This window comes from Methylobacterium sp. J-068 (assembly GCF_022829445.1).
GTDB lineage: Bacteria > Pseudomonadota > Alphaproteobacteria > Rhizobiales > Beijerinckiaceae > Methylobacterium.
The window spans coordinates 282,981-302,331 of the sequence record NZ_JAKSXY010000125.1 but is presented as its reverse complement, the minus strand read 5'-3'; the positions used below and the strand labels follow the sequence as shown (position 1 = coordinate 302,331).

Genomic DNA, 19,351 nt, shown 5'->3' with positions numbered 1-19,351 from the left:
CTCGCGCTCTGGTTCGCCCTCGCGGTGCTGGGTCTCGCGCCGCTCGCGGGGTTCGGCATCTGGCCGCGCCGGGCGATGACGACGGCCGATGCCCTGCTGGCGATGGCGCTCGCCTGCGCCGCGTTCCTGCCCCACCTCCTCTGCGACGGGCTGAGAGAACGGGAAGACCGTTCCGCACGGGGGCATCGTCCGGCGCGGGCACCCGCTTGATCCGGCCGCCGGGATGTCGGAAGATGGTTTAGATGTGAACTAAGGTGGCGCGAAGCCGCCGGGTCGCATCACAGGGAGGATCGACATGGCCGAAACCCGGAGCGCCGCGCGCCCGTGGCTGTCCGCGTATCCATCGGGCATCCCGGCGGAGATCGACGTCGCGGGCCTGGGCACGCTGGTCGACCTGTTCGAGGATTGCATGGCCCGATCCGGCGGCCGGCCGGCGTTGCGCAGCTTCGGCGCCGAGGTTTCCTACGCGGCTCTGGGCGCTTCCGCCGAGGCCGTAGCGGCCTGGCTGGCGGCGCAGGGGCTCGCGAAGGGCGACCGCGTCGCGATCATGATGCCGAACGTCGCGGCCTATCCGGCGACGATTTTCGGAGTCCTGCTCGCCGGCTGCACGGTGGTCAACGTCAACCCGCTCTACACCCCGCGCGAACTCACGGCGCAGCTCAACGATGCCGGCGCGCGCGTGCTCTTCGTCCTGGAGAATTTCGCCCACACCGTCGCGGCGGCCCTGCCGGACCTGAACCTCGAACGGATCGTGCTGACGGGGCCGGGCGATGGCCTGGGCCTGAAGGGCCGCCTGATCACCCTGGCCTCGCGGCACCTCAAGAAGGCGGTGCCGGCCTATCGCTTCCCCGAGGGATTGGCGCCGCGCTACGAGGCGGTGGTCCGTGCCGGGCGCGGCATGCCCAAGGTCCGCGTCGCGGTCGAGCCCGACGACCTCGCCTTCCTGCAATATACCGGCGGCACCACCGGCATCGCCAAGGCGGCGATGCTGACCCACCGCAACATCATGGCCAATGTCGAGCAGTGCCGGATCTGGTTCCGGGTGTCCGCGGAGGACGGCCGGGCGCGCGTGATGATCACGGCCCTGCCGCTGTACCACATCTTCGCGCTGACCTGCTGCTTCTTCTTCTTCATGAAGGTCGGCGGCTGCTGCCTGCTCATCGCCAATCCCCGCGACGCGGACGGCTTCATCAAGACCCTGAAGGGCAGCCGCTTCACCCATTTCTCCGGGGTGAACACGCTGTTCAACCTGCTGATCAACCACCCTCGGATCGGGGAGGTGGACTTCTCGAACCTGGACTTCGTGATCGCGGGCGGCATGGCGGTTCAGGCGGCGGTCGCCGAGAAGTGGAAGGCCATCACGGGCAGCGCCATCGTCGAGGGCTACGGGCTCTCAGAGACCTCGCCCGTCGTCTGCGTGAACCCGCCGGACCTCGCGGAATGGAGCGGGACGATCGGTTACGCGCTGCCGTCCACGGACGTGTCCATTCGAGGACTCGACGGCCGCGAAGTCGCTGAGGGAGAGCCGGGCGAACTCTGCGTCCAAGGTCCCCAGGTCATGGCCGGCTACTGGAAGCGGCCGGACGAGACCGCCCGCGCGACCACCCCGGACGGATATTTCCGCACCGGCGACGTGGCCGTGCTCCAGTCCGACGGTCAGGTCCGCATCGTCGACCGCATGAAGGACATGATCCTCGTCTCGGGCTTCAACGTCTACCCGAACGAGATCGAGGACGTGCTGGCGAGCCATCCCGGCGTGCTCGAATGCGCCGTGGTCGGCGCCGTCCATGCGGAGACCGGCGAGATGGTCGTCGCCCACGTGGTGCGCAGGGATGGGGCGATCACCACCGACGCCCTGCGGAGCTACGCCCGCGAGCAGCTCACCGGCTACAAGGTGCCACGCCGCGTCGTCTTCCACGACGCCCTCCCGAAGACCAATGTCGGCAAGGTGCTGCGCCGGGCGCTGCGCGACGATCCGCCGGGGCCTTGAATCGTCTTGCGACGATCCGCTCGCCTTCCGCGAGTGTTTGCCCTGTAACCTGGGGCCGTGACGCGCCGAAGGGTGAGTCGCTGTCGGCTTGCGCGCGAGAAGCTGCGAGCCGATGTCAGGGTCATGAGCCGGCGCGCCTTCGGTGCCGCCGCAGGAGGATTCGATATGCATATCGGGCGCAAGCGGGCCTGGGAGATGCCCGAACATCTCGCGACGCCGGAGAGCGTCTTCCTCGATCGGCGACGCCTGCTCGGCGGCGCCGCAGGCCTCGCCGCGGCCTCGTTCATCGGCATCGACGGCGCCCATGCGGCGGCCGATCCCACCGCCGACCTCTACCCGGCCAAGCGCAACGAGGCCTACACCCTCGACCGCGCCCTGACGCCGGAGAAGTACAGCGCCGACTACAACAACTTTTATGAGTACGGCACCTCGAAGACCGTGCTGCCCGCCGCCAACGCCCTGAAGACCCGGCCTTGGAGCGTCGCGATCGACGGCCTCGTCGAGAAGGCGATGACGCTCGGCGTCGACGATCTCATCCGCAAGATGACCCTCGAGGAGCGGCTCTACCGCCACCGCTGCGTCGAGGCGTGGTCGATGTCCGTGCCCTGGACCGGCTTCCCGCTCTCCAAGCTGGTGGCCCTGGCCAAGCCCACCTCGGGCGCCAAGTACATCCAGATGCAGACCTTCCTCGACCGCTCGATGGCGCCGGGTCAGAAGTCGTTCCTGTATCCCTGGCCCTACACCGAGGGGCTGACCCTGGAAGAGGCCAACAACGACCTCGCCTTCATCGCGACGGGGGTCTACGGCAAGCCGCTCGCCAACCAGTTCGGCGCGCCGATCCGCCTCGTGGTGCCGTGGAAGTACGGCTTCAAGTCGGTGAAATCGATCACCAAGATCTCGTTCGTAGCGGAGCGCCCGAAGACCTTCTGGGAAGGCCTGCAATCGGCCGAGTACGGATTCTGGGCCAACGTGAACCCGGCCGTGTCGCATCCGCGCTGGAGTCAGGCGACCGAGCGGGTGCTCGGCACCGACCAGCGCGTGCCGACTCTGATCTACAACGGCTACGGCGAGCAGGTCGCCGGCCTCTACAAGGGGCTGGAGAAGGAACGCCTGTTCGTGTGACGGACGCCGGCGGCGGGGGCTTGCCCCGCCGCCCCGTTGGGTCCGGTGCTCGGACGCTGTCAGTAGGTCCAGCGCTGGGCCTTGGCGACCAGGAAGTCGCGGAACGCCTGGACGCGGGCCACGGTCCGCATCTCCTCGGCATAGACGAGGTAGCTCTCCATGTGCGGCATCTCGGTCTCGCGCATCACCTGCACGAGGCCGGACTGCCCCTCCGCCGCGTAGTCGGGCAGGATGCCGATGCCGGCGCCGGTCTCGATCGCCTGCTGAAGGGCGGTGATGTTGTTGACCGTGAAGTGGATCGTCCGGCGCTCCTGGCCCTCGCGTCCCACGGTGGAGAGCCAGTGCGTGGCCAGCAGGTAGGACGGCTCGTTGCCGCCGAACGAGACCAGCCGGTGGTTGTCGAGGTCGGCGATGGATTTCGGCTCGCCGAAGCGCTTCACGTAATCCTGCGACGCGAAGGCGTGGTAATGCACGGTGAACAGCCGCCGCTGGATCAGGTCCGGCTGGGCCGGGCGCCGCATGCGGATCGCCACGTCGGCCTCGCGCATGGCGAGATCCAGCTCCTCGTTGGTGAGGATGAGCTCGACGCGGACATCCGGATAGAGGTCGAGGAACTCTGCCACCCGCTGTGCGAGCCAGGCGGTGCCGAGGCCGACCGTCGTCGTCACCTTGAGGTCACCGGACGGCCGTTCACTGGTCTCGACGAGGCGCGCCTTGGTGTTCTCCAGGCGCAGTTTCATGTCGCGCGCCGCGCGGAAGAGCAGATCACCCTGCTCGGTGAGGATCAGGCCGCGGGCATGGCGGTGGAACAGGGGCGCCTTCAATTCGCGTTCGAGGGCGCTGATCTGCCGGCTCACCGCCGACTGGCTCAGGCCGATATCGTCGCCGGCACGCGTGAAGCTGCCGGCTTCGGCGACATTGAGGAAGATGCGGATCTTGTCCCAGTCCAAGGCGTCCACTCCCGTACCCACCCCGACGCCGACCGAACGAGCCTCCCACGCGCGCACGTTTCGCGATCCGGTCGACCCGCCACGCCCGGTCGATCCGACCTCGGGACGTCCCGCGCAGGGCGGCGGACGGCGAGGGCGAGTCATGCGGGGAGCGCCGACGGCTCATGCCGTCAGTGCTTAGGTTATGCGAACGACCTTGCGATTGTCTTGACGCCGCGCGCAAGGCGCATGGCGCCCTGTCCGCCGAAATCTTCCTGTTCGGCGGGTCCTTGCCAGCGAGGACGCGGAGGCCGGGACCGGATCCGTTCCGATGGCCGGACGGGACATGAGGGGGGAGATCGCCGCAGCGCAGCCAAATCTCGTCATGGCAGTCCCGGACCGACGCCATCATCGACACCGGCCAGCGGCAGATCGCGCTGCTCGACCGCAAGTCACGTGGTTGGGACCGTCGTCTCTCGGAGGGCGGCGCATGAAACCAGCGCGGTTTGGCGGTAGTCACGCGGACTCATGCCGAAGCGATCACGGAAGCGGCGGGAGAAGTGGGCGGGGTCCCCGAAACCGCATCGGAAGGCCACTTCGTTCAAAGGCTTGTGGAGGCAACCGGGATCCGACAGGTGCCGCGCCGCCTTCTCCAGCCGCTGCTGCCAGATCCAGGCGCCGATGTGGTGCCCATCCTCCCGAAACAGGGTCTGCAGATGCCGCAGCGACACGCCCATCGCGGACGCGATCCGCGACGGGTCGAGGTCGTGGTCGCCGAGATTGGCGGCGACGTAGGCTTTGGCCCGCTGGACGATCAGCACTCCGCGCAGCGGTTTCGGCGCATCCTTCGCCATGCGCTCGGCCAAGCTGGCGACGACGAGGTCGACCCCGATCGATGTCATGCGCTCGGCCGCCTGAGGCGTCAGCTGATCGCCCATGCGGAGCAGATCACAGAGGAACGACCGGGCCAGGATCGTGACCGGCCCGCGACCGCTCATCGTCAGTCCGGCAAAATGGCGCGCGGAGCCCAGCACGCTCTCCAATCGGGCTCGTGGAATCTCGACGGTCAAGAGCTCGCTGCGACCTCTGTGCTCGATCGTCCACGGCGTGTTCGTGTCACGTATCGAGAGATCGCCGGTCGCATCGGTGGTCGAGCGGTCGTTCTGACTCGCGTTCACATTGCCCGCGAGCATCATGCTCAAGTACAGGAAATCAGTCTTGTTGTTCCTGTGACGAATCGATTGCGATGTCGTCGAGGTGTCCAGGTCGCTCAGGGCGAATTTCGTGAATGCGAGCCCGCCGATGACGGTGCCGTCGATCGAGGCGTGGAACGGCCGATCACCCACGCAATTCTGGGACATCGGAACGAGGCGATCCTCGCAGATCTCGCGCCACCGGCGAAACGCGTCCTGCGCGGACATATCCTCTGTCGAGAAAAGCCTCTGCATCACCGTATCCTCGCCTGACAGCCTACGATGATGCACATTCTCGCATTCTACCACACCTGCCGCGTCATGACCTCGGTCATGACCGGGAGGCTTGGTTCGATCCCGTCCGTTGGCGCAGGGCGGTCGAGGGACCTGTCGGTTTCGGAGCCTTCGTTTCGGAACCGCGTGCCATCGCCGAGGTAAGCTCCCCCCTCAGCCGTGCCGCTCGCGGTACATCTCGGCATAGAGTGCGGCGAGGTCCTCGGCCTGCTCGCGCGCCGTCCTGATGGCGGGCTGGAGCGCGGGTGAGGCCCGATGCATGTCCGGATTGGCGTCGATGTACCGCAGGACCGCGATGAGCGCTTCGGCGTCGCCGACATCGACCACGTAACCGTTCTGCCGGTCCACGACGCAATCTCCGATGGCGCCCCGATCGGAGGCCACGACCCAGCACCCCATCGCGAGAGCTTCCCGGCTCACGAGGCCGTAGCTCTCGGGCCAGATCGAGGCGGCGAGCAGAACGTCGATGTCGTCGTAGAGCGCCGCGACCTCGCTCTGAGGCGCCTTGCCTCGAAACAAGACGGGCGTGCCGTTCCAGATCTCCTCGCGCTGCAGGCCGGGTTGCATGGCGTGGTCGACCAACAGCAGGCTCAGGTTCGAGAACGTCTCCGTAAGGAAAATGTTCCTGACGAGGTGATAGCCTTTGTGGGCTGCGAGGCCGCCGATATGGGCGAGCCGGACCCGGCCGTGAGACCGGGTTCGCGCCGGCGGCGGCGGCAATCGCGATACGCCGTTCTCGATCACCGCGATGGCCTCGAGACCCGTTTGCCGGCAGATCCGGGCGAAGGGCTCCGACACCGTCAGCAGACGGTCGGCCCCCCTCAAGTAGCGGCGCAGGATCTTGGACCGTTCGAAGTCCTCGCTCCCCATCGAACTCGGACAGATCACCGAGGAGAAATCGTAGGTCCGGGCATTGTTCTCGCTATCGAGCAGGAACTGATGCGGCGAGATCCACCAGCCATCGTGCATGGTGACGGCGAACGGGATGGCGCGCTTGCGCACCTCTCCGAGGCAGGATGCGGTGAGGCGTTGAATGCAGTGGAAGTGAACGAGATGGGGCCGAATGATCTCGATCACTTCCGCGAAGGCCCGCGCCATGCGGGGATCTTCGACCAGGTGGTCGATCCGTGGGTGATCCGCGGCCGTGATACAAAAGACGCGGATCCCATCCTGAACGTACCAGTCGATCTCGTAGGGGGTCTCCCCCCCCTCACGGGTGCAGATCACGTCGATCTGCCAATCCGGTCCGAGGAGGCGCTTGAGATCCAAAACGTTGTCGTGGACCACGCGCGTCGCGCCGCCGATCGCCTGCGGCGGGTAGAAGACGTTGACGATCGTCAGCCGTTTCACGGCCGATTCCTTGACCGGTGACGCCGCTTCGATGATCGTTCCGAGGTTCCGGCTCAACGCGTCGATGTTGTACTTCGCCATGGCCTCGGCCTCGGCCGCGCGGCCGATCCGCTGGCGCAGTCCGGGCGAACGGACCAACGCATCCAGGGCTGTGAACAATTCGTCGGAGGTCCGGTAGAGATAGCCCGTCTCCCCCGGAACGATGACCTCTTCGTGGGTCGCGGATGCGCTGACGACCGACGGGATGCCGAAGATCGCGGCTTCGAGCCACTTGATCTCGCTCTTGCCGTCGTTGAAGACGTTCTTCTCGAGGACGGACAGGTTGATGTCGCTGAGTTTCAACAGATCCCAATAGGTCTGGAGATCCTTGATCGGCCTGTGCAGCGTCATCGCCTGCCGCCAGGGCGACAGGGACGGCGACAACGTGATGTCGCCGATGACGATCAGTTGGATCTGCTCCCCATGCACCTCGAACAACCGCAGCAGCGCCGGTTCGACGAGGTCGATGAAGTCCGCCTTGTGGGCCTTCGTTCCGGAGCCGTAGAAGATGGTGGTCTTCCCGGGCCGCTTGCCCACGGGCATGGCGCGGGCGGCCTCGTGCTCGAGGCTCAGACCGTTGGGATGGACGAAGGTCGTCTTCGCCTGCACGCTTGCCTCGACGAAGGGCGCGAGGCTTCGGGTCGAGACCATGCCGTACCGGCACAGCGTCGGCGCGTGCGCGAACAGGCTGACGCCGCAGGCCATGGAGGCATGATCCGCTTCGGCGAGCTGCCCCGAATAGGTCGCGAGGGCCGGGGGAAAGTGCCGTTGGTCGAAGACCAGGTCGTCGATGTCGTAGATGGTGACGATTCCGAGCGCCGTCGTCCTCTGAATGGCCTGGATGACGTACGGAAAGGCGGGGACACGGTAGACGATGACGAGATCGATCTCGGACAAGTCCGATAGGTAGAGATCCGTCTCCGTCACGTAGTCGTAGACGCGGACCTCGTAACCCGCCGCGGCGAGTTGCTCGACTTTCTGGTCGACCCGGTAGAACTTGCACTGCGGCAGGTCGCAATTTCCGTAGATGGCGACCGTCCGGACAGTCCTGCCGATCGGGGGAAGGTCCACACGATCGGAGCACAGTTCCGCTGCTTCGCGGACCAGAGCCTGCGCCGTGGGATAGCCGTAGGTCAGCGCGGTGCTCGCCGCGGTTCGCCAAAGATCTTCGAAATACGCTTCCCGGCTGGCCATCAAACGCCGCCGGAGACCCGAATCGCCGGGAAAGCGGTCGACGCCGTGCGTCAGCGTGCGCAGGGCGTTCTTTCGATCGCCCAGTTGCGCGTAACACGCTCCGAGATCGGCGAAGGTCGCCGCATTGCCGACCCCCCACGCGACCATGCGCTCCCGAATGGCGATCGCGCTCGTGACATCGCCGGTGCGCTGGGCGAGTTCGGCGCGGCTGGTCAGGGCCTTCGCGAAGTTCGGGACCTGCCGCAGGACGAAATCGTAGAGGGTGGCGGCACCGGCCTCATCCTGCCGAGCAGCCAGCCGGTCTCCGAGCTGCGCGTAGAACGCGGCCATCGCCTCGCGATGCGTCTCAAACACGATCGCGTCGAGGAGCGGCTCTTCGATCAGGCGTGCCACGTGTCCACTGGGCTTGATGGACGATTCCGGGCGACTTGCGTTCCGAACGGCGGGATCGAGCAGGTGAGGCGGCACCTCGACATCGTAGATCGCCTTGGCCAGCGATCGCAGGTTGGGCCAGCGCACGCGATCGGAGCCGCCACGAATCCAATCGAGAAAGGGAGGCTCGGATGCGTCCGGCGCGACGCCGTACTCGGCCGCGTAGAACGCCGTATCGAAGACGAGGCCGGGGGCGATATCGTGGCCCCGGAACTGGCCCACCTCACAGAAGTGGATCAGGCACCGAGCCCGGCTGCGGATCTTCTCGTCGTTCCGCAAATACCGGATCGCATAATATTCATGGTCGAACATCTGCGAGACGTACGGAACATTCACGTCATGAAAGCAGAGGAGTTCCTCCTCATTGAGGAAAACGAGATCCGTTCTCGAACATTTCGCCTGATCCCGTAGGGTGCGAACGACCTCGTCGACCGTCAGGTCGGACGAAATCCTGACGCGATACATCTGCTCCAGGAAGCGCGCGTTGTAGCGGAGCGGAACACAGAGGCGGTTCTCGGCACGGCCATAATGCAGGAAGTGCGTGATCGCGCCGATGCCGTCCTTGGCGACCCGACGGATATCCGGATTGTGGGCGAGGTAACTGCCCGCGTTGAAGGCGGCCGGCAGAACCGCCAGTTCCCCGGATGTAAAGAAGGATTCGATCGGCCGTCTCTCGGCATCCGGGATGGAATCGCCGCCGAGAAACAAGGGTTCCGATCGGTAGCGTCTCCGCTCGCGAATGCCATCCGAGAGATAATGAAGCAGACCTTGGAAATCCCAGCGGATCGACGATTTGACGTCGGGATTCAATTCAAGATAGGTGGCCAGATCGAAATCTGGCGGAAGACGTGAATCCTTCAGCAACGCTTCCTGCGCCGCATAGGGGTTCGCGTAACGTCCCTCGAATTGTCCGTACGACTTCCAATGTGCCGCGGCGTCGAGATCGTTGATCGTGCGAAGATCCTCGTAAAACGCACGATAAAACTCGATATCCAGCATCAACGACTCCGCGCACAGGATTTTGTTCATATTTTAGGAAATATTTTTACGAAAATATCACGTGAGCGTTTATTCGTCAAAGTTGCCAACGCTCAAACAAAGTCGTTCAATCCTGGAAAATTTGGATAATGTAAATTTAATGCACCCGTTTTTAATGCTTGTCGTTATTCGGTAAAATATTTCGATAAGCAGAGTCGCACGTGTCCCGGTATCAAGAAACGACCCCGCCCGTTTCGTCTGCGTTCGCGCGTTCGGAACGTTCGCGCTCCACCTAAGCATGTCCCACACGCGCGCTACTTGGCTTGGGCATTCGCTCGACGCAATCCGGTTCCTCCTGACCAACAAAATGGCGATCGACGCCACGAATCGATACCGATCCTGCATCGATCCATCCAGCCTTTGAGTTGGACGCGGCTTCCCGGCCGGCTTTACGCTCGGTCTCGCAATGGGCCGCCGAGTCCGAGGACTGCCAAATCCGAAGGCACGTCCGAACGGACGAGAGAACGGCCGATGTCCGCCACGGCAACAGCCGGGTGGTCCGCTCTCAGGGAGAGACGTCATGAGCGCCGGTCTTGCGGTGGCCGTGGCGAAGCGAAGCCGTGTTCGGCTTCTCATCGTCACGATGCTGTTCCTCGCCACGACCATCAACTACGCCGACCGCGCGACGCTCTCGATCGCAGGTCCGTCGCTGGCCAAGGATCTCGGCCTCGACGCCGTTTCCATGGGCTACGTGTTCTCGGCCTTCGCCTGGTCCTACGTCCTGGCGCAGCTTCCCGGCGGCTGGCTGCTCGATCGCTACGGCGCCAAGTGGGTCTATGCCGGCGCGATCTTCCTGTGGTCGGCCTTCACCCTGATGCAGGGCGCGGTCGGCTTCTTCACCGGCTTCACGGCGGTGGCCGTGCTCTTTAGCCTGCGTCTCCTGGTGGGCCTGTCCGAGGCGCCGGTGTTTCCCGCCAATGCGCGCATCACGGCCGCATGGTTCCCGACCTCCGAGCGCGGCACCGCGTCCGCCTTCTTCAACTCTTCGCAGTACTTCGCCACGGTCCTGTTCACCCCGCTCATGGGCTGGGTGGTGCATCATTACGGCTGGCATCACGTCTTCACCCTGATGGGCGCGCTGGGCATCCTGTTCGCACTGGTCTGGACGCAGGTGATCCACGGCCCCCGTGAGCACCCGGCGATCAACAAGGCCGAGCGCGACTACATCGAGGAGGGCGGCGCCCTGCTCGACATGGACGGACGCGGCCAGGCCGCCCCGGTGAATGCCGGCCGCACGATCCGTCAGCTTCTGTCCAATCGCATGCTGCTCGGCATCTATATCGGCCAGTACTGCATCACCACGCTGACCTATTTCTTCCTGACCTGGTTCCCGGTCTACCTCGTCAAGGAGCGCGGCCTCTCGATCCTCCAGGCAGGCTTCGCCGCCGTGCTCCCTGCGCTCTGCGGCTTCATCGGCGGCATTCTCGGCGGCTGGATCTCCGATCTTCTGCTGAAGCGCGGCTACTCCCTGACCGCTTCGCGAAAGATCCCGATCGTGGGCGGCATGCTGCTCTCGATGTGCATCGTCGGCTGCAATTACGTGCAGGCGGATGCGCTGGTGGTCGGCCTGATGGCGCTCGCCTTCTTCGGCAAGGGCATCGGGGCGCTTGGCTGGGCCGTCGTCTCCGACACCTCGCCGCGCTCCACCGGCGGCCTCAACGGCGGCCTGTTCAACACCTTCGGCAACACGGCCGGCATCACCACGCCCATCGTGATCGGCTACATCGTCCAGCAGACCGGCTCGTTCAACGGGGCGCTGGTCTTCGTCGGCCTGAACGCGCTCGTCGCCGTGTTCTGCTATCTCGTGATCGTGGGTGAGATTCGCCGAGTCGAACTGCACTGACGCATCCCTCCTCACGCACCATCGGGTTCGTGGCCGTGGGTCTTCGCCCACGGCCATCGGTTTTGCGGGGCACGATGCTCGATTTCAGCCAACTCCGCTGCTTTGCCGCCGTCGCGGAAGAATTGCATTTCGGGCGCGCCGCCGCCCGGCTGAACATGACGCAACCGCCGCTGTCCCGGCAGATCCAGGTACTGGAGCGCGTCCTCGACGTGCAACTCCTCGATCGCACGAGCCGCTCGGTCCGCCTCACCGCCGCCGGGCGCAGCTTTCTGCCCGAGGCCCTGCGCATCCTCCGGCTCGCGGAGACCGCCACCCACGTCACCCGGCAGGTCGCGGCGGGACGGGCCGGCGTGCTCAAACTCGGTTTCACCGCTGCCTCGGCCTACGACTTCCTGCCCCGTCTCGTCATCGCCTGCCGGAACGCGATGCCGGACGTGACGCTCTCGCTGCGCGAGATGGTGACCAAGGATCAGGTGGAGGCGATCCTTTCCGGGCAGATCGATGCCGGGCTCATCCGCCCACCCGTGAACCATCCCGAACTCGAAGCGGAGCGGGCGCTCGCCGAGCCCCTCGTCGTGGCGCTGCCGGCCGGGCACGCCCTGGTCGCACGCCACTCCCTCAGCCTCGACGATCTGCACGACGCGGCCCTGGTCGGCTACGCGCCGCATGAGGCGAGCTACTTCCACGACCTCCTGGTGGGTCTCTTCGCGGGCGGCGACCGGCAGCCGCGCATCGTCCAGCAGCTCACGCAGATCCACTCGATCCTGGGTCTGGTGCGCGCCGGCATCGGCCTCGCCCTGGTGCCGGCGGCGGCCGAATGCCTGCGCTTCGAGGGCGTCGCGTTTTGCCCCCTCGACCTCGCGCAGCCGCGCCCGGCCGAACTGCATCTGGCCTGGCGTCGCGGCAGCGACGTGCCGCTTCTGGCGCATCTGCGCGCCCTGCTGCGAGAGATGCCCTGAGACTGGATCGATACGGAACCCGCATCGATCGATCCAGCCTTTGGCTTGGACCGGCATCGCTGCACTTTCTAGAACGGGGGATGCAAGACGGCGCGCGAGACGCCGCTGCGATCGGTTCGGGAGAACGCTCATGGCTCTGGACTCCACGGCTTCCACGGCTTCCGCGACGCGCGGCCCGTCGCGAACCCCCACGGTGACCGCGCTGCGGGTCGTGCCGGTGGCGGGGCGCGACAGCATGCTGCTCAACCTCAGCGGTGCGCACGGCCCCTTCTTCACCCGCAACCTCGTGGTGCTGACCGATTCCACCGGAGCGACCGGCCTCGGCGAGGTTCCGGGCGGCGAGCGCATCCGCGCCACCCTCGAAGAGGCGGGCGACCTCGTCGTCGGCCGCCCCATCGGGGATTGGCAGGCGGTGCTCAACGCGATGCGCAGCCGCTTCGCCGACCGCGATGCCGGCGGGCGCGGGCTCCAGACCTTCGACCTGCGCGTCACCATTCACGCCGTGACGGCGATCGAATCCGCGTTCCTCGATCTGCTGGGCCAGTTCCTGGAGGTGCCGGTGGCGGCACTTCTCGGCGAGGGCCAGCAGCGCGACGCCGTCGAGATGCTCGGCTACCTGTTCTATGTCGGCGACCGCCGCCGCACAGATCTGCCCTACCGTGAGCCCGAGGCCGGCGACGGCTGGTTCCGCCTCCGCGACGAGGAGGCCCTGACCCCGGACGCCGTCGCGCGCCTCGCGGAAGCCGCCTACGAGACCTACGGCTTCAACGACTTCAAGCTGAAGGGCGGCGTCCTCGCCGGTGAGGACGAGATCGCGGCGGTGACGGCGATCCACCAGCGTTTCCCGAAGGCGCGCGTCACCCTCGACCCGAACGGCGCCTGGTCGCTGGAGGAGGCGATCCGCCTCTGCAAGGGGCGCGGCGACGTGCTCGCCTACGCGGAGGACCCGTGCGGGGCCGAGGCGGGCTTCTCCGGCCGGGAGATCATGGCCGAGTTCCGCCGCGCCACCGGCCTGCCCACCGCCACCAACATGATCGCCACCGACTGGCGGCAGATGAACCACGCGATCCAGCTCGGCTCCGTCGACATCCCGCTCGCCGACCCGCATTTCTGGACGCTCGCCGGCTCCGTCCGCGTGGCGCAGCTCTGCCGCGACCACGGCCTGACCTGGGGTTCGCACTCGAACAACCATTTCGACGTGTCGCTGGCGATGTTCACGCATGTCGCCGCCGCGGCCCCGGGCCGCGTCACCGCCATCGACACCCACTGGATCTGGCAGGACGGCCAGCGCCTGACCAAGGAGCCCCTGCGGATCGAGGGGGGCCTCGTGCGGGTGCCCGAGCGCCACGGCCTCGGCATCGAGCTCGACTGGGCCGAGGTCGAGGCGGCGCACGCCCTCTACCAGCGTCACGGCCTCGGCGCCCGCGACGACGCCTCGGCCATGCAGTTCCTGGTCCCGAACTGGATCTTCGACAACAAGCGCCCGTGCCTCGTGCGCTGAACCCCTAGTCCCGGAGACGCGACGATGACCGACATCCTCACCAACCGCTTCAAGGCCGCCCTCAACGCGGGCCAGCAGCAGATCGGCCTTTGGTGCAGCCTCGCCAGCCCGATCTCCACCGAGGTCGTGGCCGGCTCCGGCTTCGACTGGCTTCTCCTCGACATGGAGCACTCCGCCAACGACCTGCGCGACGTCTACGCGCAGGTCCAATCGATGATGGAGGGCGCGGCCCACGCCATGGTGCGGATGCCGAGCGACGAGCCGATCGCCATCAAGCGCATCCTCGACACCGGCGTGCAGTCGCTGATGATCCCCAACATCGACGATGCCGACCAGGCCCGCCGCGCGGTCGCCGCCACCCGCTATGCCCCGCGCGGCGTGCGCGGCTTCTCGCAGGCGCCGCGCGCCGCCCGCTTCGGCCGCATCCCGAACTATCACGCGCGCTGCGAGGCCGAGATCTTCGTCGCCGTGCAGATCGAATCGCGTCGCGCCCTCGACAACCTCGAGGAGATCGCGGGCGTCGAGGGCGTCGACGGCGTCTTCATCGGCCCCGGCGATCTCTCGACCAGCCTCGGCTATATCGGCCAGCAGAACCACGCCGACGTTGTGAAGGTGGTCGAGGAGACGATCGCCCGGATCCGCGGCACCGGCAAGCACGCGGGAATCCTCACCGCCAACGAGGAGCTGGCGCACCGCTACATCGCGGCCGGCACCCGCTTCACGGCGGTGGGCTCGGATATGGGTCTCCTGGCCCGCACCTCCGAAGCGCTCGCCGCGCGCTTCCGCTGACGCTGCCCCATCATTCGGAGATACACATGAACGTCGGATTCATCGGCCTCGGCATCATGGGCGCGCCCATGGCGGGGCACCTCATCGCGGGTGGTCACAGCCTCGCCCTCAAGACGCGCCGGCAGGTCCCGGAAAGTCTCGTCGCGGCCGGCGGTCGGCCCTGCGCCAGCGCCGCCGAGGTCGCCGAGCGCTCGGACGTCGTCGTGCTGATGCTGCCGGACACCCCGGACGTCGAGGCCGTGCTGTTCGGCGCGGAGGGCGTCGCCGAGGGCGTGAAGCCCGGCGCCGTCGTGGTCGACATGAGCTCGATCTCGCCCATCGCCACCCGCGACTTCGCGGCACGGCTCGCCGAGCGCGGCGCGGAGTACCTCGACGCACCCGTCTCCGGCGGCGAGGTCGGCGCCAAGAACGCGGCGCTCTCGATCATGGTCGGCGGCAAGGAGGAGGTCTTCGCCCGCGTGAAGCCGCTCTTCGACCTGATGGGCAAGACCGTGACCCATGTGGGCGAGACCGGCGCCGGACAGGTGGCGAAGGTCGCCAACCAGATCATCGTGGCGCTGACCATCGAGGCCGTCGCCGAAGGCCTGCTCTTCGCCTCCAAGGCGGGCGCCGACCCGGCCAAGGTGCGCCAGGCGATCACCGGCGGCCTCGCGACCTCGCGCATCCTCGAACTGCACGGGGAGCGGATGATCAAGCGTACCTTCGATCCGGGCTTCCGCATCGCCCTGCACCAGAAGGACCTGAACCTCGCGCTGGAGGGCGCCAAGTCCCTCGGCCTCGCCCTGCCGGGCACGGCCCTGGCGCAACAGCTCTTCTCGGTCTGCGCGGCCAACGGCGCCGGCGACAAGGACCACTCGGCCCTGGTGCGCGCCCTGGAGATCATGGGCAACCATCCTGTGGCGGAGGGCTGAGACCGGTTCCGGTTGATCCCTTCGGGACGATCAGACGCGACGGGCTCCCTCTCCTGGAAGGAGAGGATTGGGGAGAGGTGTGGTCCATCTCCGGAAAGGTCACGCACCTCACCCTGTCCCTCTCCTTCCAGGAGAGGGAACCCGCGAGTCACCCCGTCACCGAACTGATCAGGCGGAAACAATATGAGACCACGCGGGGCCCGAGCGAAGCCCCAATCCGCCATCCCGAAGGGATCGACCGGATTTGGTCCGGGCTCATCGAGACCCGGTGCGAATCCGGTCAGGTCCGGGCGTAGGCGGCGGCATCCGCCACCTGCGCCGGGCTCGGCGTCACGCCGGTATACCGGATGAACTGCTCCAGGCCCTGGAGCACGACCACGTCGTGGCCGCTGATGCAGAGCGCCCCGGATCGCCGGGCCGCCGTCAGGAACGGTGTTTCCGAGGGCAGGGCGACCACGTCGAGGGCGATGGCGCAGGACGCGATCGCCGCCTCGGGAAAGGCGAGGACGTCGGCATCCGGGCCTTCCATGCCCATCGGCGTCACATTGATCAGGAGCGGCGCCGTCCGAGCCTCGAGATCCGCCGTCCATGCGAACCCGTAGCGCGCCGCGAGCGCCGGTCCGGCCCCGGCATTGCGCGCCACGATCGTTCCGTCGCGAAACCCCGCGTCCCGCAGGGCCGCGACCACCGCCTTGGCCATGCCGCCGGACCCGCGCAGCAGGAAGCGCGTGCCGGATGCGATGCGGTGCCGGGCCAGCAGAGTGCGTATGGCGAGGTAATCGGTGTTGAAGCCCGAGAGCGTGCCCCCGTCGTTGACGATGGTGTTCACGCTGTCGATCGCCCGCGCCGAGGGATCGAGCACGTCCAGCAGCGGGATCACCGCTTCCTTGAACGGCATCGAGACCGCGCAGCCACGGATGCCGAGCGCGCGGATGCCGCCGATGGCGCCGGCGAGGTCGTTCGTCGAGAACGCCTTGTAGATGTAATCGAGGCCCAGCAGAGCGTAGAGACGGTTGTGGAAGCGGGACCCGAAATGCCCCGGGCGCCCCGCCAGCGACATGCACAGGGTCGTATCCCGGCCGATCGGCGGGCGATCGGGCAGGGTCTCGCCCCCGATGCCCACGCTCAGGGCTGCGTGCCGACGTAGAACTTCGGGTTCAGGGCGGCCAAGGCCAGGAGGGGCGGGGGCATGATGACCCCGGCGACCCGCATGGCACGGGCCGCGGCCCGGCAGGCCACCTGATCGTTCGCCGCCGCCGCCGCGTCGATCCTGGCGATCAGCGCCTCGTCGGGCTTCGGGCTGGGCGCCGGCGCGCCGGGGGGCGCCGGAGATTTCGCGGCGGCATTGGCCTGCGCCAGGACGGTGTTGCCGGCGCTCACCGGAGCACGCGTGTCGCTCGTCGGCGCCTTGGCTTGCGCGTTGACCGGCCCGCTGAGGCCGGAATTCTGCTGCGGCTGCCCCCCCGAAGCCGAAGGTTGGGCGTCGCTCTTACCGGACGAATTGGAGATCGCCGTCGCCTGCGCCGGGGGCGTCGCGGCCTCCTGCTTCTTCTCTTCGGGCTTCTTCACGAAGGCCAGGAGTTCCCCGCACAGGTTCGCGGGGCCGCCGGCCGGCGCGGCATCCTGGGCAAAGGCACTCGTGGCGATCAGGCTCGACGACAGCAGGAGCGCGGCGAAGGGCAGGCGGTGGATCATGCTCGGTCCCCTGGGATCCAGGCTCGTTGCGAGGGTGCGGCGCCCCGATGCGCGGGCGTGTGTCGGCTCAGGATCGCTTCGGGTGCGACGGCTCGCCGGTGGCCTTGCCGTGCGCCGACTCGCTCTTGTCGTTGGTGTTCGGATCGCCGGTCCACTTCTCGCCCACGAGGTTGGTGCCGGGCTCCGAAACACGGGCGCCGGTCGTGGCGAAGGCCTGGTAGGCGAAGCGCTGATTGCTGGTCAGGGCGTACATGGCGGCGACGGCGAGCCCGATGGCGGCCACGACGGCGACGATGAAGGCTTTCATGATGGTTTTCCTCGTCGCCGGCTCGCGCGGCCCGGGCTGTTATTCGGCGGGGGCCGGGTGGCGGCCACCGAGCTGGGGACCGCTGGCGGTCTTGGCCTGTTCCTTCTCGACCCAGAGGTCGTGGTGGGCACGCGCCCAGGCGAGATCGACCTTGCCGCTGCCCATGGCATCGTAGGCGCCCTTCATGCCGAGGGTGCCGATGTAGATATGGGCCAGGATACCGGCGATGAAGGTGATGCCGATCAGCGCGTGGATCACCTGCATCACCTGCATGCCGTTGATGTCCAGCAGCGCGAAGGGGAACAGCATCATCAGGCCGGTAACGCCCATGGCGGCGCCGAAGCCCGCGACCATCCAGAACACGCCCTTCTGGCCGGCGTTGAAGCGGGCCGCGTGGGGGTGCTTCTTGCCGATGAAGCCGCCACCGGCCTTGATCCAGGCCCAGTCGATCCGGTTCGGGATGTTGTCCTTGATCCAAACCACGAACATCATGGCGACGCCGAACATGAATGGCCAGGCGAGATAGACGTGGCTGTATTTGGCCCATTGCGCCAGGGCGCCGAAGGCCTCGGGGCCGATCAGCGGCATCAGCAGGCGCTTGCCAAAGATGTAGTTCAGCCCCGAGAGCGACAGGATGATGAAGCACACAGCCGTCATCCAGTGGGTGAAGCGCTCGAAGGCGTTGAAGCGCAGGATCTTGCGGCCCGATTCCTGGGTGTCGTCGGTGAGGATGCGCCCGCGCCAGAGGAAGAACGCGCCGAGCGCCGCGATCATGCCGAGGATGAATGCCGCCCCGATCCAGGGCAGGTAGCGCTCGCGGAACGACTGGTACTCGCGGCCCTGGGGCTGGATCAGATTCGCGGATTTCTTGTCGGGAATGCTGACGCGACCCGTGATCTTGTCGGCGTTCTTGAACAGGAATTCCTCGTTGACGGAATCGGCCGTGGGCTTGGCGCCCATCGGGTTCTGCCCGTCCTGCGTGATCGGGTTCTGCGCGCGCGCGGGCGCGAAGGCCGCCGGCGCGGCCAGGAGCGTCGTGCCGACGACGAGGGTGCTCAGAAGAGTGACTGCCCGCCGCATCGGCGTTCCTTTCGATGGCGTATCGTGCGGGGACCGTCGCGAGCGCGACGATCCCATCGTCGGAGGCGAAGCGATCAGATCGCCACGGTCTCGCGGTAGGCGGTCTTCCAGCCCCAGGCGCCGGAGCCGTAGCCGCGCTTGATCACTCGCTGCTTGTAGATCTCGGCGATCATCTCGCCGTCGCCGGCGAGCAAGGCCTTGGTGGAGCACATCTCGGCGCAGAGCGGCAGCTTGCCCTCGGCCAGCCGGTTTGAGCCGTACTTCTCGTACTCGGCCACCGAGAGGTCGGGCTCCGGCCCACCCGAGCAATAGGTGCACTTGTCCATCTTGCCGCGCGAACCGAAGTTCCCGACGCGGGGATATTGAGGCGCGCCGAACGGGCAGGCGTAGAAGCAATAGCCGCAGCCGATGCAGATGTCCTTGGAGTGCAGCACCACGGCGTCGGCCGTGGTGTAGAAGCAGTTCACCGGGCAGACCGAGGCGCAGGGCGCGTCGGTGCAGTGCATGCACGCCATGGAGACCGAGCGCTCGCCCGGCTTGCCGTCGTTGAGCGTCACGACGCGACGGCGGTTGATGCCCCAGGGCACCTCGTGCTCGTTCTTGCACGCGGTGACACAGGCGTTGCACTCGATGCAACGGTCGGCGTCACAGAGGAACTTCATACGGGCCATTAGCGATGCGCTCC

At 66.9% G+C, this 19,351-nt stretch carries 15 protein-coding genes and 1 pseudogene; 8 read left to right on the top strand and 8 right to left on the bottom strand.

Annotated elements, in window-relative coordinates; translation table 11 throughout:
- From MKK54_RS24420 to msrP, 3 genes and pseudogenes are all read left to right on the top strand, one after another.
- Positions 1-210 (top strand): annotated as a pseudogene (locus MKK54_RS24420) (hypothetical protein); the annotation flags it as partial.
- A gap of 85 nt (positions 211-295) precedes the next feature.
- Positions 296-1,990: an AMP-binding protein gene (locus MKK54_RS24415; RefSeq protein ID WP_244015245.1), complete on the top strand. Its 1,695-nt coding sequence runs from the start codon at positions 296-298 to the stop codon at positions 1,988-1,990.
- Between the two features lie 165 nt (positions 1,991-2,155).
- A complete protein-coding gene (gene msrP / locus MKK54_RS24410; RefSeq protein ID WP_244015243.1) occupies positions 2,156-3,112 on the top strand; it encodes a protein-methionine-sulfoxide reductase catalytic subunit MsrP in 957 nt (318 codons plus the stop codon).
- Between the two features lie 59 nt (positions 3,113-3,171).
- Here msrP and MKK54_RS24405 read toward each other — a convergent pair whose 3' ends face one another.
- The 3 genes from MKK54_RS24405 to MKK54_RS24395 all read right to left on the bottom strand — a co-directional run bounded on the left by MKK54_RS24405 (position 3,172) and on the right by MKK54_RS24395 (position 9,251).
- Positions 3,172-4,062 (bottom strand): LysR family transcriptional regulator, encoded by an 891-nt coding sequence (locus MKK54_RS24405; RefSeq protein ID WP_244015241.1) that lies wholly within the window; start codon positions 4,060-4,062, stop codon positions 3,172-3,174.
- Between the two features lie 431 nt (positions 4,063-4,493).
- On the bottom strand, positions 4,494-5,489 hold the full coding sequence (locus MKK54_RS24400; protein ID WP_244015239.1) for a helix-turn-helix domain-containing protein: 996 nt from the start codon (positions 5,487-5,489) through the stop codon (positions 4,494-4,496).
- A gap of 192 nt (positions 5,490-5,681) precedes the next feature.
- Positions 5,682-9,251 carry a glycosyltransferase gene (locus MKK54_RS24395; RefSeq protein ID WP_244015236.1) on the bottom strand — a complete coding sequence of 1,190 codons (3,570 nt, stop codon included), beginning with the start codon at positions 9,249-9,251 and terminating at the stop codon, positions 5,682-5,684.
- A gap of 850 nt (positions 9,252-10,101) precedes the next feature.
- Between MKK54_RS24395 and MKK54_RS24390 the strand changes: the two genes are divergently transcribed.
- The 5 genes from MKK54_RS24390 to MKK54_RS24370 all read left to right on the top strand — a co-directional run bounded on the left by MKK54_RS24390 (position 10,102) and on the right by MKK54_RS24370 (position 15,584).
- Entirely contained in the window at positions 10,102-11,424 is a 1,323-nt protein-coding gene (locus MKK54_RS24390; protein WP_244015234.1) for an MFS transporter, read from the top strand.
- 74 nt (positions 11,425-11,498) lie between these two features.
- Complete coding sequence (locus MKK54_RS24385) at positions 11,499-12,383, top strand: LysR family transcriptional regulator (RefSeq protein WP_244015232.1); 885 nt, start codon at positions 11,499-11,501, stop codon at positions 12,381-12,383.
- A gap of 130 nt (positions 12,384-12,513) precedes the next feature.
- Positions 12,514-13,884: a glucarate dehydratase gene (gudD, locus tag MKK54_RS24380; protein ID WP_244015229.1), complete on the top strand. Its 1,371-nt coding sequence runs from the start codon at positions 12,514-12,516 to the stop codon at positions 13,882-13,884.
- Positions 13,885-13,908: 24 nt separating this feature from the next.
- Positions 13,909-14,673 carry an HpcH/HpaI aldolase family protein gene (locus MKK54_RS24375; protein ID WP_244015227.1) on the top strand — a complete coding sequence of 255 codons (765 nt, stop codon included), beginning with the start codon at positions 13,909-13,911 and terminating at the stop codon, positions 14,671-14,673.
- 26 nt (positions 14,674-14,699) lie between these two features.
- A complete protein-coding gene (locus tag MKK54_RS24370) occupies positions 14,700-15,584 on the top strand; it encodes a 2-hydroxy-3-oxopropionate reductase (protein ID WP_244015225.1) in 885 nt (294 codons plus the stop codon).
- 280 nt (positions 15,585-15,864) lie between these two features.
- On the opposite strand, the gene MKK54_RS24365 is transcribed toward MKK54_RS24370, so the two are convergent.
- The 5 genes from MKK54_RS24365 to fdh3B all read right to left on the bottom strand — a co-directional run bounded on the left by MKK54_RS24365 (position 15,865) and on the right by fdh3B (position 19,337).
- Entirely contained in the window at positions 15,865-16,707 is an 843-nt protein-coding gene (locus tag MKK54_RS24365; RefSeq protein WP_244015223.1) for a shikimate 5-dehydrogenase, read from the bottom strand.
- A gap of 2 nt (positions 16,708-16,709) precedes the next feature.
- Positions 16,710-17,279, bottom strand: coding sequence for a hypothetical protein (locus tag MKK54_RS24360; RefSeq protein WP_244015221.1), 570 nt, complete (start codon positions 17,277-17,279; stop codon positions 16,710-16,712).
- Between the two features lie 67 nt (positions 17,280-17,346).
- Positions 17,347-17,586, bottom strand: a complete 240-nt coding sequence (locus tag MKK54_RS24355; protein ID WP_244015219.1) for a hypothetical protein — start codon at positions 17,584-17,586, stop codon at positions 17,347-17,349.
- Between the two features lie 39 nt (positions 17,587-17,625).
- Positions 17,626-18,666, bottom strand: a complete 1,041-nt coding sequence (locus MKK54_RS24350; RefSeq protein WP_244015217.1) for a formate dehydrogenase subunit gamma — start codon at positions 18,664-18,666, stop codon at positions 17,626-17,628.
- A 74-nt stretch (positions 18,667-18,740) separates the two neighbouring features.
- Entirely contained in the window at positions 18,741-19,337 is a 597-nt protein-coding gene (fdh3B, locus tag MKK54_RS24345) for a formate dehydrogenase FDH3 subunit beta (RefSeq protein WP_244015215.1), read from the bottom strand.
- Positions 19,338-19,351 lie beyond the last annotated feature (14 nt).